Below are 25,806 nucleotides of genomic sequence, written 5' to 3'. Positions count from 1 at the left end.
TCAGCTGGCTGCGACGTCTTCATCCCAGCGACGGAAGGCAGCAACCAGAGCTTCAGGCTCAAGCGGCAACTCAATTGGATTGTTTGCGATCCAGTCGGCATATTCAGGACGACCGAATTCGGCGATCACATCCTGACTTTCCTTGGGTGCCATCTCGATGGTGACGTCCTTCACCGCTGGTCCCGGATAGAAGTAACCAGCATCATAGGAATAGGCCTGCTGGTCCGGCTTGAGCGCGAATTTGATGAATTCCATCAGAACCGCGATCTTTTCTTCCGAAACACCCTTTGGAATGGCGAAATAATGCGCGTCGCAGACCCAATGGAAGCCTTCAAGCTTGCTGACTGCCATTTCCTTCGGAACGACACCAAGCGCACGCGGATTGATATCCCAACCCGTGGTCGTGACTGTCATGTCACGCGTGCCTTCGCCGAGCTCTTTCATCAGAGCACCGGTTCCCGCCGGATAATATTCGATATTCTTGTGCAGCTCCTTGAGATAAGCCCAGGTCTTGTCCCAGCCCTTGATCGGATCTTTCGGATCACTGTCACCAAGCAGGTAAGGCAGCCCCATCAGGAATGTACGCCCCGGACCGGAATTTGCCGGACGGGCATAGATGAACTTGTTGGGATTTTCCTTGGTCCAGGCCAGAAGCTCTTCGGCGGTCTTTGGCGGCGTCTTGACCTTCTCAGGATGATATTCGAGCAGCGGGCCTGATGGGTAATAAGAAACGACGACCCCCTTGCCCTTTGACATTTCCTGCATACGCCAGGCGGGCTCGAGATAGACGTCCTGCAGTTTTGGCAGACCATTGTCTGGAAGCGCAATTATATCGGTCCAGATATCGTCAGCGAGACCTGCAGAAAGCGCATCCGGGCCAACGATGACCATATCGATATCGATCCGGTTGGCACGTTGCTGCGCCTTGATCTTGCCGGGAAGTTCCGGTGCCGGTGCCTTGTTGAAGGTAAAGCGCGATACAAGCGCTTTCTGTTCTGAAGCGAAATTGTCGAAAATCGGCTGTGTCAGCGCAAGATTGCCAGCCGCATCAATGACGTTCAATGCGACGGGCGATGATGGCAGTTTTGCCGATTGCGCCCATACGCCTTTCGGCAGCATGATACCCATGCCGGTTGCAAGTCCGGCCCCGGTCATGAATGTGCGGCGTGAAATTCCCTTATTCATGTTCTCCTCCACTTTTTGGTTTTCCGGTGCGCCCCTCTTCTCCCTGTCAGGGCGGCCGGGTTTCATTTGTCAGACAATGCTATCAGTCTTCCAGCCCGAAACGATTTTCTGGAGCGCCTTGCGATCAGCCGCTTCGAGCTTTGGCAGGCCCGGCAAACGAACGTCACCAACGGCCAGTCCCTGAATCTGAAGCGCTTCCTTGACCACTGTGACGTTTGCACCATTGCGATATTTGGTTCGCATGGTTTCAAAATCGGCGATGCTTTCAACAACCTCGCGGGCGCGGGCGTAATCGCCAGCTTCCAGCGCATTCCAGACCGCCAGCGAGCGTTCCGGTGCGACATTGACGAGACCAGACGTAAAGCCACGGCCACCAAGCGCGTAGAAAGGCAGCGCCCAGCTTTCCGCCAGACCACAAATCCAGGTCGCGTCAGTCCCCTTGGTTGCGCGGCAGCATTCAAAGAACAACATGGTATTTTGTGAAGCAAACTTGACGCCTGCGACCTTCGGATGCGTCGCCAGACGCACCATCTCGTCAAGCGGGATCAGATCGGAGCGGATATAAGCAACGATCGGCAGATCAATCGCTTCGGCAATTTCAATGAAGTAATCAACCTGCGCATGAGGCGCTGCAAAAGGATCAAGCGGGTGATGGATCATCACGCCATCAGCACCTTCGGCTTGCGCTGCTTTTGAAACCTTGATCGCGTCACGCACAGAACGACCAGCGGCGGCAGTCACTGTAGCCTTGCCATTTGCCGCTTTCACCGCGATAGCCTGCAAGCGGATTACCTCATCCACAGTCATGCTGTAGAACTCGCCCGTATTGCCGCCGGTGACGATATTATGCACACCTGCCCGGGCGATCCGCTCGACAATTTTCGCTGTCAGAGCAGCATCGATTTCACCATCTGTATTATAGGCAGTCGCATGCACGCCCGAGATGCCTCTCAGCACCCCGCGGTATTCCGCTAAATTCATAATACCCTCCCAGGTACTGGTCAGAAGACCAGTTCGATATGTGTATCCCCCGCTTTCACGATGTGCTCCCGCATCAATCGTTCGGCCAAATCGCCGTTTCTTACAGTAATCGCCTGCATGATTGCTTCATGCTCGGCAAACGATTGCCTGCGCACATCTTCGCGCGACAACACCGTCACACGAGCGGCGTGGTCATACATGCGCTGCGCATTTTGCAGCCGCCGCAAATATTCGCATCCCGACGCCTCATGAATGGCATCATGAAACTTCTCATTGAGCTCGATCAGCGCATCCACGTCACCGGATTCCACGGCCGCCCGCATTTCCTCAATAACCGCACGAAGAAATGCGAAAGCTTCTTCTCCGCCATGCTTTGCAGCCTGTCGTGCGATAATGCTTTCAAGTGCAGCACGCGCCAGCGTCATCTCTTCCGCCTGCCGCGCATTGAACGAAACGAATGTCCCGCGTCGCGCTTCCGTGCGGACCAGCCCCTCGCCTTCCAGCTGGCGCAGCGCTTCTTTCAAAGGGCTGGTGCTGATGCCGAGATCTGCCGCCAATTGCCGCTCGTTCAATCTGTCGCCGGATTTCAGACGCCCCGAAATAATCGCCTCCCGAAGATCGTCATGCACATGATCTCTGAGGCTCTTCACCTTGATCGGTGAAAATGGGGAAACGTTATCACGCAAGGGCGCACCTGACTGTCATCCGAAATTACCAGACAATCTTGGAACACATGACTTGATATGTCAACATCTGATGTATCAGACATCAGATAAGGGTTTTTGTGTCCCTTTGAAAGAATCTGGAAAGCGATAATGACTTGAATTTGCTATGCTTTGTTTATTCCAGAACTATCAGCGGTGAAGTTGAAAACCGCGCCGCCTGGAACAATCATAAAAAAACGGCTGCCATGAGCGGCAAACCATTTGCCATTCATGACAGCCATAGGAGACAGAAACGTTGCTGTTAGCGCGCCAGACCAGCTGATGTGAGATACTGTACCGACTGCTGGATTTTATTCTTGTTGCGCAGTTCGAGTATCAGGCGCGGATTGCTCTCAAGCTTCGACAAAGCGGCAAAGACTGCATGCCAGCAGATCGTGCCTTCGCCGATTGCCCAATGCCGGTCGGCGTGGCCGTCTGCATCCTGAAGATGCACATGCTCAAGACGATTGCCTGCGCGGCTGATGAAATAATCCACCGGATGTGCACCCATGGAGCCATAGGCAAAATGCGCGTGGCCGGTGTCAACCGATACCGCGACCGACTTTGACTGGAAGCTATCGGCCAGAATGCGACGGGCATCGGGGTCGATATCTTCAATGTTTTCGATCACCAGCGTACAGCCGATTTCTTCTGCGCGTTTGACGACCAACGCGAGGGTGTCGTGGGCGTAGTCGACGATATCCTGTGCACTTTCCGGCGAATTGTCGCGATTGTTGTTGAACCAGAAATTATAAGGGCTGTGCACGACCATCTGCGTTGCACCGATATACTCGCAGACTTCCAGACCCTTGAGATAACGCTCACGCACGATATTACGAATGTCTTCATCCGGGTTCGACATATTGAGCCCCCAGAAAGGGCCATGAATGCCGAGACGTCCCTTATAGCCATCCAGCAGCGCCTTGATCCGGTTTGCTGGCAGTTTCCAATCACCCTTCAACAGACTGACATCAAAGAAATCCTGAATTTCCAGATCGCGATTTTCCGAAAGGATAAAGTCGAGATGGTTTTCGAGATATGACAATGGCACGGCTGCGCCAAGCTGCGGCAGATCAGACATGATGTTCTTCCTGAAGTTGACCGAGTAAGGTTTGAGAGCTGAGATTTGTCAGGCGGGCTGTTTTGCGAGAGCGAGGCGAGACGCGATCACCAGATCTGGACTATCCGACGTGATGTAAGCGACATCGCGTTGCATCCAGCGGTCAATCAGGTCGCGCTCGTTCAGCGTCCATACACCGAGACGTTCGTTTGGAAACAGCGACGTAATGCGCTCAAATTCAGCCTCGAACAGGGCGTGGTGAACGCCGACATATTGAACCAGTGGTTCGACGCTCGCAAAGAAATGCTCCAGCCCACCATTGCGCTCAACCCACTCGGTGTTGAGCGACATCAGTCGTTCGATTTCCGGGGCAACTTCGGCGCAGCGCTCAACAACGCTGCGGTCGAAGGAATGCAGAACGACCCGCTTTTCAATGCCGCGTGCCCTGATGATTTCGACGGCCTGCTCGACCAGCCCTTCATAAGGTGTGCCATCCGGGCCTGACTTCAGCTCGACATAGAGCTTGAGTTCCGGCCTCGTCGCAAACACGTCCAGCGCTTCCTCGAAAGTCGGAATGCTATCCCCGGTCGCATTGCCCTGCTCGTCTTTGAGACGAATGGCGCGACGTGCATCGTCATCGAGATCACGGACATAACCTTGAGCGTCTGTCGTACGCTCCAGCGTGCTGTCGTGGATAACCAAAATCTGTCCGGCACCTGTCAGATGCAGGTCGAACTCAACACTATCGACGTCCAGCTTCAGCACGTTTCTGAAACCCGTCAGCGAGTTTTCAGCCCACAGATTGCGCGCACCACGATGCGCCATGATCTTTATCATCGCGATATTCCTATTGAACGGTTGGGTCCAGCTTGTCGCGCAGCCAGTCCCCAAGAAGTGAAATTGAAAGGGTTGTCAGTACGATCACCAGCGCCGGTGCCAGCATGATCCAAGGTGCCTGCGTGAGATATTCGCGCGCAAAGCCGACCATGTTGCCCAGAGAGGTGGCCGGGGGCTGTACGCCCAGACCAAGAAATGAAAGCCCGGATTCCATCAGGATTATTTCCGGGAAAGTCAGCGTCATCGACACGATCAGCGTTGAAGCGACATTCGGCAGAATGTGACGAAAATAGACCCGGAACGGCGTAGCGCCCAGCTGCACGACCGCACTGGCATAGCCCTGCGCACCGGCAGAAATGGCAAGCCCGCGCGCAATGCGTGCATAACGTTCCCAGCCATAGAAACCCATCAGACAGATGAGCAGCGTCAGCGAGTTGCCGAAGAAAGCCAGCACAGCCAAAGCCAGCACCATGAACGGAAGTGCCGCCTGAAAGTCTGCCAGCATCAGCACTACCTGTTCCACCCAGCCACGGAAACGTGCAGCCAGAAAACCGAGCAGTGTCCCGAAGAAAGCCGAGAGGATCGTCGCACCAAATGCGATGATCAGCGAAACACGGATCGACTGGATGAGACGTGAATAAACATCACGACCAAGTTCATCCGTACCCAGCCAATGTTCGGGCGTACCAAGCGGAACCAGACGCGCCATCAGGTCCATTTTGGTGATTGGATATGGCCGCAGCAGATCAGCGAAGAACACCACGAAAAGCATCAATCCAAGCCAGAAAATCGCAAATGCGACACTTGCGGGCACAGACTTACGCAGACGCCTTATAAGCCCCGGTGCGCGAATTGCGGTCGTGCTATGGATGGCGGCATTGGTCATCATCTGCCCTTTAAAGCGGAACGCATCCGTGCGATGCGCTTTAAGTTTTTATGTTTACGCATGTCGTTATCGGAAAACCGGTTCCCACTTTTCCGCGACATGCTCTAATGCGCAGCCTTTGATCTCAGGCGTGGATCAAGAACGCCGTAGAGAACATCAACAATGAGGTTGGAGACGACCATGCAGCTTGCAATCATCAGAAGAAGGCACTGCACGACGGCGAGATCGCGATTGGCAACCGAAACAACAAGCAGGCGTCCGACGCCCGGCCATGAAAAGATGGTCTCAACGACAACCGCACCCGCAATCAACGATCCGACCATGAAGCCGACAATGGTGACAATCGGCACAGAAGCATTGGGCAGCGCGTGTTTCCACACGACATCATGCCAGCTCACGCCCTTGGCCGATGCCGTGCGGATATAGGGACGGCCAAGCACTTCGATCATTGCCGAACGCGAGAAACGCGCCAGAATTGCCGTACCGCCGATGGCAATCGTCAGCGTCGGCAGGATGCCGTGTATCCACGTATCGCTGCCACCGGATGGCAGAACGCCAAGCTGGATCGAAAAGATCAGAACCAGCACCAGACCAAGCACGAAAGACGGCACTGTGAAGCCAAGAATAGACAGTGTGATCACGCCACGATCCGCAAAACCCTGCCGGTGCAAGGCCGCATAGACGCCTGCCGGAATGCCAAGGCACAGCTTGATGATCAGCGCCGGAATCGTGATTTGAAGTGTCGCAGGAATACGCTGCAACACCAGATCGATGGCCGATGCCTTGTCTCGCATGGAGACACCGAAATCGAAGCTCAAAATCCCCTTGAGATAAGAGAGATATTGGAGCCACAGCGGGTCATCCAGCCCCCACGCCTTGCGAAACGCATCAATGGATTCCTGCGGCGCATCAGGACCAAGCATAATCTGTGCGGGATCGCCCGACATGCGCAGAACGACGAAAGCGAAGGTCATGACCAGAAACACGGTGACCAGTGCGCGGAAAAAGCGGGATGCTACATAAGAAAACATTCGAGCCTCACGCCGCAGTTTTGACCGGCTCGACAAAATGACAAGCGGTTCGTCGGCCGTAACCGGAAATTTCAAGTTCTGGCATTGCGGTCGGACACTGGAACCCAGCAATCGGACAACGCGGATGGAAAACGCAACCATCCGGTCTATTGGCCGGATTTGGCGGCTCACCCTTGAGGATCATGCGGTGCTCAAGCCGCTTTCCCGGAACAGGCACGGAGGAAACAAGCGCTTTTGTATAGGGATGCTGTGGTGTTTCAAAAATGACACCGGAGCTTGCTTCTTCGACAATCTTGCCGAGATACATGACCGCCACTCGGTCGCAGATATTGCGCACGACCTTGAGATCATGGCTGATGAAAACCATGGCAACGCCATGCCGTTCCTGCAGATCACGCAGCAGATTGACGACCTGCGCCTGAATGGAAACATCGAGTGCCGAAACCGGCTCGTCGCAGACCAGCAGGCGCGGGCTTGTCGCAAGCGCGCGGGCAATGATGACACGCTGGCGCTGACCGCCAGATAATTCATGCGGATAGCGATCTCCCTGATCGCGACGAAGGCCGACTGAAATCATCAGCTCATCGACACGGTCTTTAAGCTCTGTTCCTCTAGCGATACCATGTATCTGCAAAGGTTCGCCGATTTGCGCAGCAATGGTCAGGCGGCGGTCAAGGGCTGCGAGCGGGTCCTGAAACACCAGCTGCATCTGAGCGCGAAGCTTGCGCCATTCGAGCGTATTGCGCTTTGGCAACGGCTTGCCGTCGAGGAGCACTTCGCCTTCGGTCGCATCATCAATGCCCAGCAACATACGACCGAGCGTGGACTTGCCGCAACCGGATTCACCCACAATGCCAAGAGTCTCGCCCGGCTGAATGCGTAAACTCACGCCATCGACTGCCTTGACCGGATCAGTCTTTCTGAAAATGCCCCCGCCCTGATAGGTGCGAACGAGATTGCGGGCTTCAAGAAGGAAACTCATGCAGCCGCTCCTTCCGCACCGATAGTGCGATAGGCGTTTCCTGCCTTGATAAATGCGTCTTCCATCACATCAACCGCATTGAAACAGGCAACTTTCTGCGCGCTCAACTGCCGAAGCTCAGGAATATGTTTTTCACATTGTTCCGTTGCCTGCGAACAGCGCGGCGCGAAGGCACAGCCTTGCGGCAGGTGTCGGGGATCGGGAACCGTACCCGGAATAGCGCGCAGCCTTTCGCGACCACCATCGAGCCGCGGAATGGCATCAAACAGACCCAGTGTATAAGGATGCTTCGGCGTCTCAAACAATTCCGCCGTTTGCGCAGTTTCCACGATACGTCCGGCATACATGACGCACACCCGCTCGCATATCTGGCTGACTGCCCCCAGATCATGGCTGATGAATACGATCGCCATGCCGGTTTCCTGCCTGATCTGGTTCAGAAGATCGAGAATCTGCGCCTGAATGGTGACATCGAGTGCCGTGGTCGGCTCATCGGCAATCAGCACATCCGGCTCTCCAGCCAGCGCAATGGCAATCATGATCCGCTGACACTGGCCACCTGAAAATTCATGCGGGAAAAGATCAAACCGTCGCGCAGCATCTGGAATGCCAACCCGCTCCATAAGTTTGACTGCTTCAAGCCACGCTGCACTGCCCTTCAATCCACGATGAAGAGACAATGATTCCACAATCTGCGGGCCAACTTTCTTGACCGGATTAAGCGACGAGCTTGGATCTTGAAAAATCATTGCAACGCGACCGCCACGAACGCTTTCCTGCGCATGGCGGGGAGCACCAATCAGCTGTTGACCATCAACAACCACTGAACCGGAAACCGATGTTTTTCCCGGCAAAAGCCCAAGAGCTGCAAGCCAGGTTACGGATTTGCCGCAACCCGATTCCCCAACCAGACCCAGAGTTTCACCCCGGTCGATGTCGAGATTGATGCCATGCAGAACCTGCACACCGCTGAAAGAAACCTTTAAATCCCGAATGGAGACGAATGCCACCGTCTTCTCCTTTCGCTCGGTCAATCGCGGTTACTGGCGATTTTCAGATGCATTTCATGAAGAGAAAAATGGCTGACGCATAATCGCGCCAGCCATAGATCAGGGTCATACGTTCCAGTTGTTTGAACGGAAATCCATGGCGAAGGCTGGAGCGGCTTTCCACTTCAGTTCCTTCTTCATGCCGGTGAACACGGCATTCTGATGCAGCACACTATAAACCGGATCTTCGCGCTCGCAGATTTCAAGCATACGCTTGATCGCCTTCTTGCGCTCTCCGCGATCTGTCGAGGTTTCCATGATGACCGACAGCTTGTTGACCTCGTCGTTCGACCAGTCCTTCTTCTGCTGGACTTCGCCATTCGGGCCAAACTGCACCACCATCGGTGTGATCGGATCGTTGATGTTGTTGGATGCCGACCAGTCGCGAACACCCTTGGTGCCTGCCGGATCATGGATCTGCGCCCAGTTTTCCTTCATCTCGATCTCGACATTCAGACCAACCTGCTTCCACATTTCAACGAGAACCTGAGCAGTCGGGGTCTGGTTGGTATAGTAGTTGTTGAGCAGACGGTAAGGGATCGCATCGCCCTTATAATTGGCCTGCTTGAGCAGATCGCGGGCCAGTTCCGGGTCGAACTGTGGTGGTTCCCAGCCTTCGATGAACATATCGGAGGTGCGGAAGCTTTCAAACTGCAGACCAGCAGGCACAACAGTCTGACCGGCCCAGAGCGAATCCACGATTGCCTGACGGTCAATCGAATGAGTCATCGCGCGGCGAACGAGCGGATCGCGCAGGACTTCATTCTGTGTGTTGAAAATCGTCGTGCGGTGATTCCAGATGGTCGAGCTCTGGACTTCGAGACCCGGATTGTTCGCAACATTGCCGATCTGATCTGGTGGAAGATCGCAGGCGAAGTCATACTGACCAGAAATCAGGCCGTTTACGCGGCTTGCAACTTCCGGCACTTCGACGAAGCGGATCTGCTGCAATGGCGGACGACCACCCCAATATTCGTCGTGGGCCTCAAGAACGAGTTCTACGTCTGGCTTATAGTCGGCAACCTTGTAAGGGCCGGTTGTGACTGGCTTACGAGCCCAATCGGTATAGGACTTTGCTTCGCTCCATGCGCGTTTGTTGGCGATCTGCGACCCGAAGGCGTAGAGGCGACCTTCAAGCGTCACATCTGGCGTAGCATTGTGGAAACGCACGGTGTATTTGTCGACAGCTTCGACACCGCGAAGGGCTGGCCACAGGCGGCGCGAAATGCCTGGAATTGCAGCTGGCAGTTCTTTTTCGGTCTGCGGCTTGAAGTTTGCTTCGTAGAGCGTCTTGCCGCCTGATGGCTCCGTACCTGCAAAAAGACGCTCATCGGAGAACGAGAAAACCACATCTTCTGCGGTCAGCTCATCGCCATTGTGGAACTTGACGCCCTGACGCAGCTTGAGTTCAATGGTCTTGTCATCAAGACGCTTCCATTCGGTCGCAAGACCCGGAACAGGGCCTTGATTGCCCATCCAGTCACGCAGGATGAGACCTTCCCACAAATTCGGGAAGAAGACACGCTCGCCAACATTCGACTGCTCGTTCCAGATGTCGAGCGTGTTGTTGTTGGTGATCTTCTGCACCGCGATCGTGATCGAGCGGCGCTGGTTGGCGCGAACGATACCCGGCAAGACGAAAGTGCCGGCAGCAGCTCCCATCAAACCCAATGCGTGACGACGATTAATAAGCATGCTTTACCCCGAACGATGGCGACCGCCGGATGAACGACGGCCAGCTTTGAGACTGCACGGGGAATAGGCCTCGTTTGTAACAGGATTTTCTCAGTTCATTGAAGCTTTCTTGAATGCTTGCACTGTTGAGGCAGCTTAATCGCAACAAAAAACCCGGCGCAAAGGCCGGGTTTTTCTTATCTTATAAATTCAGCTGATTAAGCAGCAGATGCCTTGATCCAGTCAGCAAGGCGGCTCTTTGGAGCAGCGCCAACCATGTTGGCGGCGAGTTCGCCATCCTTGAACATCAGCAGCGTTGGGATCGAACGCACGCCGAACTGTGCTGCGAGTTCCGGATTTTCGTCGATATTGACCTTGGCGATCTTGACCTGACCAGCCATTTCAGCGGCGATCTCGTCCAGAGCCGGAGCGATCATCTTGCAAGGACCGCACCATTCAGCCCAGAAATCCACGACGACTGGCTCGCTCGACTGAAGAACGTCCGACTGAAAATTGCTGTTATCGACCTTTACGGTTGCCATAGGGCTATCCTCATATCTGTTTGAGAGCGAAAGACTCATCAAGAAATCGCTCCTTTGACCATATCATGTGGCGTGTCAGTCCGCTTTCGTCAAGCTCTGGTTGCTCACCTTTCCTTGAGAGTCACCAAGCGCTTTCAATGCCTCATCCATTGAAGCTTCCGGCAAAGGCAACAGATATGGCCCTTCGGTAAAGAGCAAAGCTGTGTCAATGATGCGACCCGGATAAAGAGGCGCAAGCAATTCCCGATAAAGCGCCAACTGCGCGCGATAGGCGAAAGGCACCGCTTCAACGGTCTTTGGCGGCGGGCGATTGGTCTTGTAATCCACAATCAGTACGCGGCTTTCATCGACACTGATGCGGTCGATCTGCCCTGACACGGCATGATCTTTTCCACCGAGATTGATCGTACCCATGACAGCCACTTCACCGCGCGATCCTTTGGCAAAGACCGGCGCAAATTTCGGATCAGCCAGAATGGTTGCCACACTCGCCCAGGCTTTCGCGCGTTCAGCTTCCGGCCAATCGGCAGCAATGCGTGCGAGATAATCCTGTGCAAGCTTTTCGCGCTCGCCGGTGCCCACTTCCGGCAGATATTGCAACAACATGTGGATCGCCGTGCCGCGGCGAAGAGCGAAGGCGGACGTCTCGCCGCTCTGCCCCAGAACGGGCGACTGTGTGTCGAGCGGTGACTCCTCATCTGCTTCAATCAGTGCCGATGCACCCGATGGGGCAAGGGGACGCGGCAGACCCGGTTCCGGCTTTATGGGCTTCAGATAGTCCAGCGGCAGCGGTGGAAACTCGGTCGCCTTTTCCACTTCCAGCTCTGCAATCTCTGTCAGCCCGCGTGGTATGTTGCGATAGCGTCGGGCTGCAACGCCCGATACCGGATGCACAAAGGTTTCGGCCTTGGTTGTCAGCGCGTCTTCGACCAGTCTGTGCCATGTCTCACCGCTTTCACGCGAACCGCGATAGCCACAGACAATCAGCCGGTCTTCTGCGCGTGTCATACCCACATAAAGCAGGCGACGATATTCTTCTTCCGCACGGGCCTTCAGACCTTCGATCTGTGACGCAAGAAAGCCTGTCTGATAGCCCGCATTGGGTTGCCACAAATAGCCCTTCAACTGTGGCCCGTCATTGCTGAGATCAAACGGGATCAGCTTTGGCGCGCGCGTTCCGCTCCAGACGGCATTACCCGGATCAACCAGAAACACCACAGCGCCTTCAAGCCCCTTGGCGGCATGAACCGTCATGATACGCACTTCGTTGCGGCCCTGATCCAGTTCGCGCTTGATTTGCGGTGATGCTGCATCGAGCGTTTCCAGAAATGCCTGCATGCCCGGCAGGCCAGCGCGTTCGGCGGAAAGCGCGTAGTTCTGAAATTCGTCGATAATATCGCCTGCTTCCGGCCCAAGCCGCGCCAGAAGCTTACGCCTCGCACCATCTGCACTTAAGATTCGCGCATAGAACTCGAAGATCGGCATGGTGTCGGCCATATTGCGCCAGCGGCTCAGCGTCTTGTGAACCGGGATCAGCGCAGGCTCTTCCAGCGACGCATGATAAAGCCGCTCAAACAGCGTTTCGCCCGATTTACGCGGATTTGCCAGCGCAAACAGCCTGTCATCATCCCAGCCAAACAGCGGGCTTTTGAGAAGCGACGCCAATGACAAATCATCTGACGGCTGCAACACGAAACGCCCCAGCGCCATCAAATCCTGAATGGCGATATGGCTTGTGAGCTTGAGACGGTCGGCACCGGCCACCGGCACGGAGAGGTTTTTGAGAGCGCGCGAAAGCGCTGGCATGAACTGGTCGCGCTTGCGCACCAACACCATAATGTCTTTCGGCGCGAGTTTGCGATTCTGACCCGGAATTGTTTCGCCCCGATCAAGCCAATAGCGAATGGTTTCTGCAATCTGTTCGGCAAGTTTTATGGCAGGTGCCTGCAAGTGGTCGACCGGCACGCGCCAGTCATCCGGCTCCTCGACCACTTCCGGCGTCAGCATATCCCAGATTTCCACCTCGCCCGGCTCATTGTCGCGGATGGCGGAGTGAACAGTAGCACCTGACAAGCCGCGATTGGCCTCAGGACGTGCAAAAACCTCGTCCACGGCCTGCAACACGTCAGGGGCCGAGCGGAACGAGAAGTTGAGGCGAACTTCTTTAAAAGTAAGGTCTGCATCACGAGCCTTGGCACTGATGGCTTTACCTTGAATAGCAAAGTCTTCCGGCACGGCCCCCTGAAACGAGTAGATCGACTGCTTTTCATCCCCCACCGCGAACAGCGTGCGCTGCACATTACGCTGACCGAGGCCCGAGAAAAACTCCTCCGACAACATGCGGATCACCTGCCACTGATCGGGACTGGTATCCTGTGCTTCATCGACGAGAATATGATCAATGCCGCGATCAAGCTTATACTGCACCCATTGCCCTGCCCCATCACGCGCCAGAAGCGCCACTGTGCGGGTGATCAGATCTTCAAAGTCGAGTAGACCGCGCTTGCGCTTCAAATCATGATAGCGCTGCAGGAGATTATCAATGAGAGTGAGCCCGGCCAGATTTAGCCGGATAAGCCGCAGCTCCTTGATCTTGTCGAGACCGAGTTCAACACGCATTGCTGCGGCATTAAAATCTTCCTCGAAATCCGGCAGCAGCTTTTTGACCGCAGCCGAACCGACATAGGAACCGGATTTTGCCTCGCCTGTCGCTTTCAGAAAGGAAGCGCGCAGAACGGCTTCCTTGTCGAAGCTGCTTTTGACCTTGTCATATTGCTTGAGCTGCAACGCAAAATCATGCGCACGTGCCGCACCCTTCTGGATCGACAAAATGAGATCGAGTGCATCGTCGGAAAATTCCGGCACCGGCCACATATCATCCAGCAAATCGGATTCGCGCGTATCTGGCCGAAAGCGGAAATGCCGGTGCAAGGTCTCACTGCGCTCATACGTATTACCAAGCGCCGCAATATAGTGCTGCAAGCCATTGCGGCGGCCCACGGCTTCATCAAGCAGTGTCTGCAAACCCATCTCGCCCGCTGCCTGCATGACATCGGCAAAAGCGTTCGCCAGTTCCGGATCGCCGCCGCCATGTGCGGTCTCAAGCAGGGTGCGGCGCGCTTCGCCAACAAGGGCGACCTGCATGAGATCATCCATCATCTCGAAGTGGCCTGCAATATTCGCCTCAAGCGGGAACTGATGCAGGATGGCTTCACAAAATGCGTGGATGGTCTGGATTTTCAGCCCGCCCGGCGTTTCAAGCGCGCGCGCAAAAAGCCTGCGCGCAACGGCAAGCCGTGTCGCCCCCGGACGCTTGCCTTCGAGCTTGATAAGCCTGTCAGCCAAATCCTCATCCGGCAACATTGCCCATTCGGACAGTCGCGCAAAGACACGGTTCTGCATGACGGCCGCCGCCGCTTTGGTATAGGTGAGGCAGAGGATTTTAGACGGGTCCGTGCCTTCGAGCAGCAGCCGGATAACGCGCTCAGTCAGAACGTGAGTCTTACCCGAACCGGCATTGGCCGACACCCAGACGGAGGCCAGCGGATTAGCAGCACTGGCCTGCGCGTCGATTGTTTCCTGTGGAATAACACGTTGCTTTTTCATTCGCCGCTCTCCCCGCCAGAGTCGCCACCGGCGGACCATTCCAGCACACGCGCCAGATGATCATAATCACCCGAAAGTTCTGTTTCCTTGAACGGTAACGCGCGGGACAGATAACCCTTAGCCGGATTCTGATACTCGGCGAGCAACTGCGCCAGTCGCTGCCATGCCTCTTCACCAAGGGCGGGTGCAGTTTTTTCCGAAGGCGGCCTGCCAATTTTTAAAATCGATTCGGGCTTCACCTCGCCGCCCGCCCGCAATCGCACATAGGTCAGATCAGACGCTCGAACAGAACCCAGTTCGCGGAACGCCCCGCGCACGAGAAGAGCTGCTTCCAGCGCCAGCTGTGGCGACAAGAGGACGTGCGCCTGTCGTGGCGATGGCGTGGAACCGGTCTTATAGTCGATCACTTCCGCTGTTCCGTCACGCATCAGATCTATACGGTCGGCACGGCCCGACAAAGTGATGCCAAGACTTTCAACCTCGCGTTTATCCGACGAAATTTCGGCAAAGCGGGTCTGAACATTATAGGCGCGTTCGCGCTCCCATTCGAGGAATTGCGGAATAAGTGCGGTAAAACGCGGCCACCACACTGCTTCGATCTCAATGGGCAGGTCCATTTCACCAAAGAAATGCCGCCCAAATTCTTCAAGCTGCGCGGCTGCATCGGGAGCCAGCGGATCGATGCCCTCTTCGGTGAAATGCCCGAGAATGTCGTGAAAAAGTGTCCCACGTTCTGCTGCTGCCGGATCGCGGATCAGCGGTTCCAGCGGACGCAGTTTCAGAATCTTTTTGGCAAAAATCGCGTAGGGATCGCGGCGCAGGGTTTCGATTTCCGTCACCGAAAAATGCTTGGGCCTTGCGCTTACAGGCGGTGCTGGTTCTGGGCGTTTGACAAAAGGCACATCAGGCGCCTGATCGATTTCACGCGCCCAATGGATGAAACGTGCACCACGTGCTCGCATATCCTTTGTCACGTCAGCACCAAGCACCGTTTCAAGCCGCTGCAACCAGCGCGACGGAATCGTCGGCGCATTATCAGAGCGCTGCGAACGCGACAGCACGACATGATCCATACCAAGCGCCATCTGGAAATCGTGTGCTGCAAGGCCGGTACGGCGCTCAGGTGGATCAAGCGCGATCATCGCCTTCATAGGGCGCGACATGAACGGGTCGTTGCGCGTCTTGGCGGGCCATGTGCCTTCGTTGAGACCACCGATCACCAACGTATCCATGGTCTGCAAACGCGCTTCCAGCGCACCCCAGATGAAGACGCGCGGATGGCCACCCGGATGCGGCTTTACGGTTTCGCCCGACATCAGAGCTTCAAGTATTGCGGGCCATTCAATAGCCTCAAAATCCAGTCCCGCTTCGCTCGCCACAAGCTGACGCAGAAATGAAGCCAGCTTCTCGCCATGCTCGCCGGAATAATAGCGCGTGACGCTTTCGCTTTCATCGCGTGCCAGATTTTCCAGCGCTTCCACAGTTGCGCGTGTAATCTCGCCAATATCCGTTCGCCGGTTAATGGTGGCGAAAGGTGCAAGCGGCGCAATAGCTTCCGACAGGCTCACGCAAAGCGCGCGCGCCGCTTCAATCATGTCAGGCGTAACAGTCGCGTGCCATGCCGGTTGCCATGACTGGCTGGCGCTTTCTTCCATGCGGCGGTCGAAAAAAGCAGGAAGATCGATAATCGATGCCCTGCCCGTACCGCCACGGAACGCCACCAGTTCAAGCGTTTCCGCAGCCAGTCGCCGTTCTATGCGCTTGCCGCCAAGCCTTAGCATCGGGTGCTTGACCAACGCTAACAAAGCCACCGGATCGCCGGGGTTGAACACGGTTTCGACCATGAGACGCATCAGCGTCGCGGTTTCGATATCGCGCAAATGGCGACCGCCGGAATCATCGGCGTCGATGCCAAAGCGGGCGAGTTCGCCCACCACGCGGCGCGCGAGATTTCTATCGGCAGTAACCAATGCGGCGGTCTTGTTTTCATCGCTGATCGCATCGCGAAGCGCCAGGGCCACTGCCAGCGCTTCCTCACGCTCATTAGCGGTTTCAATCAGATCGATCTTTTGAGCCGATTGCAGCAATCTTTGGGGCTGCATATCCGCATCGCGGTTCAGCAGGCTCCATGCATCCGTGGTTTCTGCCGGGCGCAATGCTTCGCTGACCACACGCTCCAGCACGCGTTTGTTAACCGGCATATCTTCGATATGCTCGACATCTCCGCGCAATACCCCAATAGCCTGCAACAGCTTGTGGAGACCATATTGCGGATGGCCGAAGGTGGATGGATTATCGTCCGAAGCCCCCAGCAGGTTCCAAGCGCCTTCATCAAGATCACGGTCCAGTCCCGGCAGAACAACAGCACCTTGTGGTAATCGGGCGATGACTGAAACAAGCTCGGCAGTCGCGGGAATGGAGCCTGTGGAACCAGCCGCAATCACAGGCCCTTGCGGCGGATGATCGCGCAGTCGCCGCACCTCGCCCCAGATCAATTCATTGCGATGCGCTGCCGGATTGGACAGCTTGCGCTCTTCAAGAATTTCCGGCCAGAGTTTCGTGACAATATCGAGAAAGCCAAGCGTGACCTGCCACCAGTCCGCAAGATCATCGGGCGCAATGCTGGCAAGCTCACTCCATTTGGCATTGTCGGTTTCGACCTGATCCATCAGGCCAGCCAGATCACGCGCAAGCCAAATTGCGTCAGAGGTTGTTGCGGGAACCGAAACATCATCAACGCCAAACAACGCCCGCACATGCGCAGGCAGCGATTCACGCCATGGACGAATGAGCCGCGCCAGCAGCAACAGCCGTTCAGCCTTGCCAATTGGCGGATTAAGATCGAATACGCCGCTTGTGGCCGCATTGAAAAAAGCTGCGTCCTCGTCCACATCGCCCAGCGGGCGAATGGTCGGAAGGATTGCAGATTTAGCCGGATTCATATCGACCAGAATGGAACGAAGCGCACGCGCTGCACGGCGCGTCGGCACATAGATCGTCGCGTTCGCTAATGCCAGCGGATCAGAGGCATTTCCCGGAAAGTCTTCAATCAGGCGGCCTTCCAGAAGTGCCTTGGCAAAGGCTGGTAGAAAAGCTGTGCCGGATGGAATGGAAAAAAGCTTCGGCCTCGTAATGGTCATTCCGCCATGCTCTCCTTACGCAATTGCGGAAAGCACAGCCTCCGCCTCGCCGATTGCTTCCGGTGTTCCCACCGTAAGCCAATGCCCGGTCATGGGCATACCATAAAGACGCCCGGCTGCAATGGCTTCATCAAAATAGCGGTTGAGCGATGAAACACCCGGCTCAGCTTTGGCAAAAATACGCGGATGAATAACTGCTGCACCGGCATAGATGACCGGGTCGCCTGCGGCATCACGCAAACGGCGCAAGCGGCCCTCTTCATCCGCGACGAAATCGCCCTTGCCTTCAAAACCTGTTGCCTGATCGAGCCTCGCCGTCATGAGAAGAATATCCATGCGGGCATCGTCCCAGACATGCGCCAGCGCCGAAATATTCGGCTGCGCCTCATCACCAACCCAAAATGTATCGGCATTGAGTACGTAGAACGGCTTACCCCCAACCTGTGGCAGCACGTTGACGATACCACCTGCAGAATCGAGCAGCAGATCACGCTCGTCGGAGATCGTGATTTTCGGCTTTGAGCGACTGCCAAGATAGTCGATTAGTTGGTCGGCTAAGTAATGGACATTGACGATTGTATTCTCAACACCGGCGTTCACCAGCGCATCGAGCCCCCAATCAATGAGCGACTTACCGGCAACAGGCACCAAAGGCTTGGGCATGGTTTCGGTGATCGGGCGCATACGCTTGCCAAGACCTGCTGCAAGCATGATCGCTGTATCAGGAAGTGTCATTGTTTCTCCAGCAAAGCGAGATCGTCAAACCAGCGGGCTACCGGCGCCATGACCGGATGCTTTAAGACGCGACCGAGATAGTCGTGAATGCGTGGCAGATGCGCGAGATAATGCGGCTTGCCATCACGCTCATCAAGCCGCACGAACAGACCCAGCAGCTTGGCGTTGCGCTGCGCACCCATGGCGGCATAGGCCATGCGAAAAGCCGCTTCGTCAAACACATGGCCAAGCTTGCGGCGTTCATCGCAATAGGCACCCACCACTGCCTTTTCGAGCTCCGGCGTAATCGTCACGCGAGCATCGAGTGCCAGCGACGCGACATCATAGGCAGCAGGGCCGATCATCGCGTCCTGAAAGTCGATTGTGCCGATTTTGTCGACACCTTTTGCATCCTCAAACCAGAACAGGTTTGGCGAATGATAATCACGCAGCAGCAGGCTTTTTTCGCAATCGGCGATTTCGGTCAGAACCTCATCCCATGCCGTCTCATAGGCTGCAATTTCGGCTTCGGTGAGCTTGCGGCCCATGATGCGTGGCGCATACCATTGTCCCACGAGGCTCACTTCCATGATCATCGCATCGCGGTCGAATCCTGCAATGATATGATCGAGATGGCCCGGAACCGGCGCCTGATCTGGCCACTGAACACCGTGAAGATGCGCCAGAAACCGTCCCGCTGCCTCATAGCGTTCGGCGACAGGTTCGCCGGAGGGTGCGCGGATGCCTTCTGTTCCCAGATCCTCAAGGATCAGAAGCCCCGCATCAATATCCATTGCGCGCATTTCTGGCACCCGCAAACCATGGGCTGCAAGCAGGCCGTCAATAGCCACGAAAGCCTGGATATTTTCGGCTATATGCGCGAGCTGGCGATAGGATTTTCCGTTGCGCAGCGGTGGATCATAGGGCATCGCCGGTGCATTCATCAGAACTTCGACACCATGTGCGCTTGTGATGATCTCATATTTGCGCGGTGAAGCATCGCCCTGCAAACAGCGGCGTGTGGCAGCTGCCCGGTCGTTGTTTTCAAGGAAAGCCCGGATGTCGAGCGTACGTTGAAGGCGCGCAATCGCAGCATTTGACCCGCTAATGGCAATACGCCGCCCTGCCCCCTCATGGGTTAATGTGACGGCGAAGCTTGGCTCCGGCAGAAAACCTTCCGCCTGCTCCGGCCATTCGCACAGCACCACACCATCTTCGAGAAATTCGACAAGCCCCAGTTCGTCCAGCTCTTCACCATGCGAAATCCGATAAAGATCAGCGTGCGCCACGGGGATGCGCAAAGCCTCATAGCTCTGCACCAGCGTGAAAGTCGGACTTGGCACCTCAAACCCCTCATCGTCGGCCATCGCACGGATGATCGCACGGGCAAGCGAGGATTTGCCTGCGCCAAGATCGCCAGACAAGGTGACGAGATCGCCTTTAATCAGCGCTAAAGTGAAATCTTCGCCAAAGCGTTTGGTCGCAGCCTCATCGGGCAGAAACAGTTCGAGACGGGTTATCGGGCTATTGCTTGGGGTGCTCATAAAGCCCCATTTACCTTATTCGGCGGCAACACGGAAGCTGCGCGCCTCCGATGGGAAGCGACAAATAACCGTCGTTCCAATGTCCGCACCTGTTTCGATCTCTACGCGGCCACCATGCAGCTCGACAAAGCTTTTGACGATGGAAAGTCCCAGGCCCACGCCCCGCTTGCGTCCACCATTCTGATAGGCCTGAAAACGCTTGAAAACCGTATCCAGCACATCGCCCGGCATGCCCGGGCCATCATCATGCACGGCAAAGACGATATCCGTGCCATCGCGTGCCACTTGAAGCGTTACGGTCGAACCTTCCGGCGCATAATTGGATGCATTGGACAGGAGATTAAACAGGACCTGCCGCACGCGGTTGGCATCAGCCCTAAAAGTCTCTACATCGTCGGCAATATCGATATCGAGGCCGATATCATGTTCGTGCAGACGCTCGCTGACGCGCTTTGCAGCAGCGGAAATCTCGTTGGTCACCGATACATCATCAATATCGAGTTGCATGATACCGGCGTCGACCGTCGCAAGATCAAGAATGTCGTTGACGATGGTCAGAAGCACCGCCGAGGAGGTGCCAATATGATCGAGGTATTCAAGCTGACGCTCATTAAGTGAGCCAAAGGCAGGTGTTTGCAGCAGTTCGGTAAAGCCGATGATATTGGTCAGCGGCGAGCGCAGCTCATAGGAAACATGCTGCACGAAGTCGTTCTTGATCTGATCGGCGAGCGAAAGCGCTTCGTTCTTTTCCTTCAATGCCCGCTCCACGCGCACCGTATCGGTGACATCGATGAAGGTGAGCATGGTCTGACCTTTCGGCAGCGGCACCACGGCAAAAGAAAGGATGACGCCGTCATCAAGCTCCACCTGCCCCATGCGCCCGTTGCGCTCGTCAAGGAAGCCAGTGACAGAGGAAACGAAATCGTCCCAGATACCATCCCCGCCGCGCTGGCCGCAGAGCTTGGAAATGGTCGAGATATGCGTGCCTTCAACGGTAATCGCTGCGGGCAGCGACCAGAGATCGGCAAAAGATGGATTGGAAAGGCGCAAACGGCCATCGGAGCCAAACACCGCAACCGCTTCCGCCAGATGATCGAGCGTTTCACCCTGAACCTTGATCAGCGTATTGTAGCGGCCTTCAAGCTCGAACTTTTCGGTCATGTTCTCGAAGAACCATGTCACGCCACCTTGCGGATGCGGATTGGCGACGACACGCATGATGCGCGTATCCGGCAAGTGCCACATATGTTCTTCCGGCTCGACCGCGCGGTAGGCGGAAAGCAGAGAATCCTTCCACTTGCGCCATTCCGGCTGCTCAGGCAGCTTTCCTTCGGAACGAAGCCGATCAAAGAGCAGCGTGTTGCTCGGATGTGTTTCAAGCCAGGCCGTATCAAGCGACCACAGCGAAACGAAAGCCTGATTGAAGAATTGCAGCTTCATATCCGGATCGAAAATAGCCACTGCGGTCGAAAGCTGATCAAGCGTCTCGGCGTGGCTCTTCAGAGTGCGGTTCAGTTCCTCACGCACCTGTTCCACTTCACTCAGATCAAAACCAAGGCCGGCAGAGCCTGCCTCGGCACTCACATCGGTCACGTCGTAAACACGGCGATCGCCGCGCACCACAGCAGGCATTTGCTCACGCATATCCGGCTCGGCAAAGCGGTCGCGCTCCAGACGCTGACGGGCCTGCGCGCCAAACAGTTCCCGGCCTTCCGAGCTTGCCTGCGTGCCATCTGCAGCATCCACCGCGCGCGCATAGGCACCATTGACCCATTCGATACGCCCATCGGAACCACGCACCCAGACCGGCTGTTCAATCCGGTCAAGCAGATGACGCAATAGTGCAAGTTTTTCGGAGAGTTCGCGGTTCTGCGACTGGAGTGCCGCACGCTCCGCCTGCACGCCCTGAAGGCTCAGAAAGCGCACCACGGCAAAACTGCCCGACGTGCGACCATAGACGTCCAGAAGCGTGCCGTTGACAGTTTCAACCGTCAGATCAAAAGCATGGGCCTGTTCGCGCAAAGCCGAAACCGCACGTTCCAGCTCAGTTACCGATTGCGGACGAAGCCAACGACCAAAGGCCAGAAAATGCGAACGGTCCTGCGGCGCACCGCAATCAAACGGCAATTGTCCGACGACATCGGCGCGTGCGCCATGTGCATCCCAAACCACGATCCGCTGATCTTTGAGGTTAAGCAATGCGTCATTGCGTTGTGCAGCCAATCCCATATCGGACAGGCGCGAACGCAATTCATTGTTTTCATGCGCAATCTTGGAACGGTCGCGGATCAGCCAGCCAGCCGACAAAAGGGCCGCACCCATGGCGCCCAGAAAAATCGAAAACTGGATAACTTCAAATGCACCGACACTGCCACCAAATGGCAGATCTATGCGCGTGGAATTTTCAGCATCTTGTGCAAATGCTGCCGGAGCCGCCGCAACAAGTGCGGCAAAGGAAACCGTTGCCTTGAGGATGACCCGTTTGAGAGGGCTGAAGCCAAGCGAAAGCGAAGCTTTCAGGTGCCTGCCTGCGCTGAATGCGGATTTGCTCCGCAAGCTCCCCGTTGAGCCGACCTCTGGCATATTTCCCTTGTCTCCGCCGCCCGGAAGCCTCCCCCAAAAGGGCGCTCCCGTATTTCAAAACTCTTTATTCTGACCTTCGCGCATCGCCACAATGCTGAAAGCCGGACATGTTTCGAGGATGAATAGGCCACCCGCCTTTCGCCAGAACCGGCAAAAAACGCACAACGCAAACACCCGTCAAAACACATTGATTCGTCTTCACAATACCCTCACCGCGAATCCACGTGAAGCGTGTTACGTGTAAAAATAAAGACCGGGCAACCTGATGCTGCCCGGCCTACAAGATGTAGCAGTATGGTTAACGGCTAATTAATACCTGTAGTGTTCCGACTTATATGGTCCCTGTGGCGTTACGCCGATATATGCGGCCTGTTCCTCAGAAAGCACAGTCAGCTTGGCGCCGAGCTTGTCGAGATGCAGACGCGCAACCTTCTCGTCGAGGTGCTTTGGCAGGACATAGACTTCATTCTTGTAGGCGTCAGTGCGCGTAAAGAGTTCGATCTGACCCAGCACCTGATTGGTGAAGGAAGCCGACATAACGAAGCTTGGATGGCCCGTTGCATTGCCGAGATTGAGCAGACGGCCTTCCGACAGAAGGATGATGCGCTTGCCATCCGGGAATTCGACCAGATCGACCTGAGGCTTCACATTGGTCCATTTCAGGTTACGCAGTCCTGCAACCTGAATTTCATTGTCGAAGTGACCGATATTGCCAACGATGGCCATATCTTTCAGCTTGCGCATATGATCAAGCGTGATGACGTCCTTATTGCCGGTCGTCGAGATCACGATATCGGCGGTCGAAGCGGCATCATCGAGCGTAACGACTTCAAAGCCGTCCATTGCAGCCTGAAGCGCGCAGATTGGATCAACTTCCGTGACCTTGACGCGGGCACCGGCACCAGCGAGCGATGCTGCCGAGCCTTTGCCAACATCGCCATAACCGCAAACGACAGCAACCTTGCCAGCCATCATGACGTCAGTGCCGCGACGGATGCCGTCAACCAGCGATTCCTTGCAGCCATACTTGTTGTCGAACTTCGACTTTGTCACGCTGTCATTGACGTTGATTGCCGGGAAGGGCAGGAGACCCTTCTTCTGCAGCTGATAAAGACGGTTGACGCCCGTAGTAGTTTCTTCCGTAACACCCTTGATCGCATCGCGCTGACGCGTGAAGAAACCTGGTGTTTCAGCCATGCGCTTCTTGATCTGCGCAAACAGAACTTCTTCTTCTTCGCTTTCAGGCTTCGACAGAACGTCTTCGCCAGCCTCAGCGCGCGCGCCGATCAGGATATACATGGTGGCATCGCCACCATCATCGAGGATCATGTTGGATGGCTGACCATCCGCCCACTGGAAGATCTTGTCGGTATAGGTCCAGTATTCTTCAAGCGTTTCGCCCTTGATGGCGAAAACCGGTGTGCCGGTGGCAGCAATTGCTGCGGCAGCATGATCCTGCGTCGAGAAAATATTGCACGATGCCCAACGCACATCGGCACCCAGAGCCTTCAGGGTCTCGATCAAGACAGCTGTCTGGATTGTCATATGCAGCGAGCCGGAAATGCGTGCGCCCTTAAGTGGCTGTGATTTGCCGAACTCTTCGCGCGCGGCCATCAGGCCCGGCATTTCAGTTTCAGCAATATCGAGTTCCTTACGGCCCCAGTCAGCGAGGCTCATATCCTTGACGACAAAATCCTGACTTGCGGTCATCATCTGCTCCAATCAAATTGATTTTGAAGCCCCGAATAAAATAATGACAAAAGGGCTTCGGCTGGCGTTCTGATTAGCAGATCAGCACGCACAGCACAACGCAACATAAAGAAATCTTTATGTGTCTATATCAATTGATTGAGAAGCAGCGGAATGCCCCGAGACTCAGCATTCCTCACCGAACTTATCGGCAATAAGTGTCTGAAGCGCATCGAGCACGGCGTCAGCCTGTTCGCCGGATGCGCGGACATCAATACAGCAACCGGGGGACGCTGCCAGCATCATGAGGCCCATGATGGATGTGCCGCCCACCGTCATACCGTCCTTGCTAACGCGCACATGGGCATCATAACTGTCCACAAGCTGCACGAACTTGGCCGAAGCGCGGGCATGAAGCCCGCGTTTGTTGACGATCTCGAAAGACCGGGAAAGAGCGCTATCGGCATCGTATTCGCCTGTAACGGCCACGGTGGGATGCATGATTACTTTCCTGTGAGAACCTGGCTTGCGACGTTAATATATTTGCGCCCCGCATCCTGCGCCTCGCGCAAAGCCGTCTTGATGTCGCCAGCTATGCGAACGCTCGAAAGCTTGATCAGCATCGGCAGGTTGACACCTGCAATGACCTCGATCTTGCCTTCCTCCATTACCGAAATCGCCAGATTGGACGGTGTACCACCAAACATATCCGTCAGAACGATGACACCTCTGCCATTATCGGCGCGTTCGACAGCATCGACGATATCCCGACGACGCTGTTCCATGTCATCTTCCGCACCGATACATACGGTCTCGAAATTGTCTTGCGGGCCAACTACATGCTCAACAGCATGGAGAAACTCCTCGGCCAGCCTTCCGTGCGTAACAAGCACGAGTCCGATCATACTTTAAAAGCTCCTGTCGCGTGCCCGCCGCTTTAACCCGCCAAAGGCGCAGATGGCACTAAAACCCTGCCGGACCTTAGCCGACAAGTTGTGCATCTTGGCAGGGCAAATCTTGATAGCAAGTGAAAAATTTAAGCATTGCCTTGAAAAAAGCAAAATGCCGCAGCGTTAAGCACGCTTTTGGAATACGGCTTGCAAAAAACACTGGCACCAGTCTCAGGGCCAGGGTTTAGAAAACAAAGTGGCCTCTATAGCCCGCGAAAGCGCGTTGGAATCGCCATTCGATGAAAGGGCAGGGAGCAGCAGGCGTGGAACTTCGACACCTTCGAACTGCCACTTTTCATCACTCGGATAACGTTCGGCCGCGTCACGACCGACCAATTTGACCACAAGATCGAGTGGCGTCTGTTCCACATAAGCAACAGTGAAAAGGCCCGCGCCACGAATTTCAACGCCGCCAGCCAGCGTTTGCGGAACACTTGCGATCAGCTTGCCGCTTTCCACATGCAATAAAGTGCGGTCGTCCGCGACAAGACAAGCCTGCTCGTTGCGAATAATCGCACGTTCGACAAGGGTGAGGGCCAGTTCGGTTTTACCCGCGCCGGATTTACCCATCAGCATCACACCACGACCCTGCAACTGTACAGTCGTTGCATGAAGGCCGCTTTTTTCCTCTTCGGGTGTCATCTCGGGA

At 55.5% G+C, this 25,806-nt stretch carries 20 protein-coding genes; all 20 read right to left on the bottom strand.

Features of this window, described 5'->3' with window-relative positions; genetic code table 11:
- Positions 1–1,155, bottom strand: a complete 1,155-nt coding sequence (locus tag CEV33_RS13315) for an extracellular solute-binding protein (protein WP_235818423.1) — start codon at positions 1,153–1,155, stop codon at positions 1–3.
- A gap of 99 nt (positions 1,156–1,254) precedes the next feature.
- A complete protein-coding gene (locus tag CEV33_RS13310; RefSeq protein ID WP_094540920.1) occupies positions 1,255–2,166 on the bottom strand; it encodes a dihydrodipicolinate synthase family protein in 912 nt (303 codons plus the stop codon).
- A gap of 20 nt (positions 2,167–2,186) precedes the next feature.
- Complete coding sequence (locus tag CEV33_RS13305) at positions 2,187–2,795, bottom strand: GntR family transcriptional regulator (protein ID WP_094540958.1); 609 nt, start codon at positions 2,793–2,795, stop codon at positions 2,187–2,189.
- A gap of 337 nt (positions 2,796–3,132) precedes the next feature.
- The gene (locus tag CEV33_RS13300) at positions 3,133–3,951 is read right to left on the bottom strand and encodes a sugar phosphate isomerase/epimerase family protein (protein WP_094540919.1); all 819 of its coding nucleotides are present in this window, start codon (positions 3,949–3,951) and stop codon (positions 3,133–3,135) included.
- 48 nt (positions 3,952–3,999) lie between these two features.
- Positions 4,000–4,767 carry a glycerophosphodiester phosphodiesterase family protein gene (locus tag CEV33_RS13295; protein WP_094540918.1) on the bottom strand — a complete coding sequence of 256 codons (768 nt, stop codon included), beginning with the start codon at positions 4,765–4,767 and terminating at the stop codon, positions 4,000–4,002.
- A 10-nt stretch (positions 4,768–4,777) separates the two neighbouring features.
- The gene (locus CEV33_RS13290; protein ID WP_094540917.1) at positions 4,778–5,653 is read right to left on the bottom strand and encodes an ABC transporter permease; all 876 of its coding nucleotides are present in this window, start codon (positions 5,651–5,653) and stop codon (positions 4,778–4,780) included.
- A 104-nt stretch (positions 5,654–5,757) separates the two neighbouring features.
- Complete coding sequence (locus tag CEV33_RS13285) at positions 5,758–6,684, bottom strand: ABC transporter permease (RefSeq protein WP_094540916.1); 927 nt, start codon at positions 6,682–6,684, stop codon at positions 5,758–5,760.
- A 7-nt stretch (positions 6,685–6,691) separates the two neighbouring features.
- On the bottom strand, positions 6,692–7,666 hold the full coding sequence (locus CEV33_RS13280) for an ABC transporter ATP-binding protein (RefSeq protein WP_094540915.1): 975 nt from the start codon (positions 7,664–7,666) through the stop codon (positions 6,692–6,694).
- The gene (locus CEV33_RS13275; RefSeq protein ID WP_235818421.1) at positions 7,663–8,676 is read right to left on the bottom strand and encodes an ABC transporter ATP-binding protein; all 1,014 of its coding nucleotides are present in this window, start codon (positions 8,674–8,676) and stop codon (positions 7,663–7,665) included. The genes CEV33_RS13280 and CEV33_RS13275 overlap by 4 nt, the downstream gene beginning before the upstream one ends.
- A gap of 105 nt (positions 8,677–8,781) precedes the next feature.
- The gene (locus CEV33_RS13270) at positions 8,782–10,410 is read right to left on the bottom strand and encodes an ABC transporter substrate-binding protein (RefSeq protein WP_094540914.1); all 1,629 of its coding nucleotides are present in this window, start codon (positions 10,408–10,410) and stop codon (positions 8,782–8,784) included.
- A 197-nt stretch (positions 10,411–10,607) separates the two neighbouring features.
- Positions 10,608–10,931 (bottom strand): thioredoxin, encoded by a 324-nt coding sequence (gene trxA, locus CEV33_RS13265; protein ID WP_007872546.1) that lies wholly within the window; start codon positions 10,929–10,931, stop codon positions 10,608–10,610.
- A gap of 75 nt (positions 10,932–11,006) precedes the next feature.
- Positions 11,007–14,537: a double-strand break repair helicase AddA gene (gene addA, locus CEV33_RS13260; protein WP_094540913.1), complete on the bottom strand. Its 3,531-nt coding sequence runs from the start codon at positions 14,535–14,537 to the stop codon at positions 11,007–11,009.
- Entirely contained in the window at positions 14,534–17,677 is a 3,144-nt protein-coding gene (gene addB / locus CEV33_RS13255; RefSeq protein ID WP_094540912.1) for a double-strand break repair protein AddB, read from the bottom strand. Before addB ends, addA begins: the two co-directional genes overlap by 4 nt.
- A 15-nt stretch (positions 17,678–17,692) precedes the next feature.
- On the bottom strand, positions 17,693–18,412 hold the full coding sequence (locus CEV33_RS13250; RefSeq protein WP_094540911.1) for a nucleotidyltransferase family protein: 720 nt from the start codon (positions 18,410–18,412) through the stop codon (positions 17,693–17,695).
- Complete coding sequence (gene tsaE / locus CEV33_RS13245; RefSeq protein ID WP_094540910.1) at positions 18,409–19,935, bottom strand: tRNA (adenosine(37)-N6)-threonylcarbamoyltransferase complex ATPase subunit type 1 TsaE; 1,527 nt, start codon at positions 19,933–19,935, stop codon at positions 18,409–18,411. The genes CEV33_RS13250 and tsaE overlap by 4 nt, the downstream gene beginning before the upstream one ends.
- A gap of 15 nt (positions 19,936–19,950) precedes the next feature.
- Positions 19,951–22,518 (bottom strand): sensor histidine kinase, encoded by a 2,568-nt coding sequence (locus tag CEV33_RS13240; RefSeq protein WP_094540909.1) that lies wholly within the window; start codon positions 22,516–22,518, stop codon positions 19,951–19,953.
- A gap of 309 nt (positions 22,519–22,827) precedes the next feature.
- On the bottom strand, positions 22,828–24,228 hold the full coding sequence (gene ahcY, locus CEV33_RS13235) for an adenosylhomocysteinase (protein ID WP_094540908.1): 1,401 nt from the start codon (positions 24,226–24,228) through the stop codon (positions 22,828–22,830).
- A 165-nt stretch (positions 24,229–24,393) separates the two neighbouring features.
- Entirely contained in the window at positions 24,394–24,708 is a 315-nt protein-coding gene (locus CEV33_RS13230) for an HPr family phosphocarrier protein (RefSeq protein WP_094540907.1), read from the bottom strand.
- Between the two features lie 2 nt (positions 24,709–24,710).
- A complete protein-coding gene (locus CEV33_RS13225) occupies positions 24,711–25,112 on the bottom strand; it encodes a PTS sugar transporter subunit IIA (protein WP_094540906.1) in 402 nt (133 codons plus the stop codon).
- Positions 25,113–25,328: 216 nt separating this feature from the next.
- Positions 25,329–25,799, bottom strand: a complete 471-nt coding sequence (locus CEV33_RS13220; protein WP_094540957.1) for an HPr kinase/phosphorylase — start codon at positions 25,797–25,799, stop codon at positions 25,329–25,331.
- Positions 25,800–25,806 lie beyond the last annotated feature (7 nt).

Origin of the sequence: Brucella grignonensis (assembly GCF_002252505.1) — a bacterium.
GTDB classification, from domain to species: domain Bacteria; phylum Pseudomonadota; class Alphaproteobacteria; order Rhizobiales; family Rhizobiaceae; genus Brucella; species Brucella grignonensis.
The sequence above is the reverse complement of the archived record's forward strand: the minus strand, read 5'-3'. Positions and strand labels throughout refer to the sequence as shown.

Coding starts and splice junctions, on each gene's coding strand:
- CEV33_RS13315 (WP_235818423.1), bottom strand. CDS start 1,155: ATGACCGGGGCCGGACTTGCAACCGGCATGGGTATCATGCTGCCGAAA.
- CEV33_RS13310 (WP_094540920.1), bottom strand. CDS start 2,166: ATGAATTTAGCGGAATACCGCGGGGTGCTGAGAGGCATCTCGGGCGTG.
- CEV33_RS13300 (WP_094540919.1), bottom strand. CDS start 3,951: ATGTCTGATCTGCCGCAGCTTGGCGCAGCCGTGCCATTGTCATATCTC.
- CEV33_RS13295 (WP_094540918.1), bottom strand. CDS start 4,767: ATGATAAAGATCATGGCGCATCGTGGTGCGCGCAATCTGTGGGCTGAA.
- CEV33_RS13290 (WP_094540917.1), bottom strand. CDS start 5,653: ATGACCAATGCCGCCATCCATAGCACGACCGCAATTCGCGCACCGGGG.
- CEV33_RS13285 (WP_094540916.1), bottom strand. CDS start 6,684: ATGTTTTCTTATGTAGCATCCCGCTTTTTCCGCGCACTGGTCACCGTG.
- CEV33_RS13280 (WP_094540915.1), bottom strand. CDS start 7,666: ATGAGTTTCCTTCTTGAAGCCCGCAATCTCGTTCGCACCTATCAGGGC.
- CEV33_RS13270 (WP_094540914.1), bottom strand. CDS start 10,410: ATGCTTATTAATCGTCGTCACGCATTGGGTTTGATGGGAGCTGCTGCC.
- trxA (WP_007872546.1), bottom strand. CDS start 10,931: ATGGCAACCGTAAAGGTCGATAACAGCAATTTTCAGTCGGACGTTCTT.
- addA (WP_094540913.1), bottom strand. CDS start 14,537: ATGAAAAAGCAACGTGTTATTCCACAGGAAACAATCGACGCGCAGGCC.
- addB (WP_094540912.1), bottom strand. CDS start 17,677: ATGACCATTACGAGGCCGAAGCTTTTTTCCATTCCATCCGGCACAGCT.
- CEV33_RS13250 (WP_094540911.1), bottom strand. CDS start 18,412: ATGACACTTCCTGATACAGCGATCATGCTTGCAGCAGGTCTTGGCAAG.
- tsaE (WP_094540910.1), bottom strand. CDS start 19,935: ATGAGCACCCCAAGCAATAGCCCGATAACCCGTCTCGAACTGTTTCTG.
- CEV33_RS13240 (WP_094540909.1), bottom strand. CDS start 22,518: ATGCCAGAGGTCGGCTCAACGGGGAGCTTGCGGAGCAAATCCGCATTC.
- ahcY (WP_094540908.1), bottom strand. CDS start 24,228: ATGACCGCAAGTCAGGATTTTGTCGTCAAGGATATGAGCCTCGCTGAC.
- CEV33_RS13230 (WP_094540907.1), bottom strand. CDS start 24,708: ATGCATCCCACCGTGGCCGTTACAGGCGAATACGATGCCGATAGCGCT.
- CEV33_RS13225 (WP_094540906.1), bottom strand. CDS start 25,112: ATGATCGGACTCGTGCTTGTTACGCACGGAAGGCTGGCCGAGGAGTTT.
- CEV33_RS13220 (WP_094540957.1), bottom strand. CDS start 25,799: ATGACACCCGAAGAGGAAAAAAGCGGCCTTCATGCAACGACTGTACAG.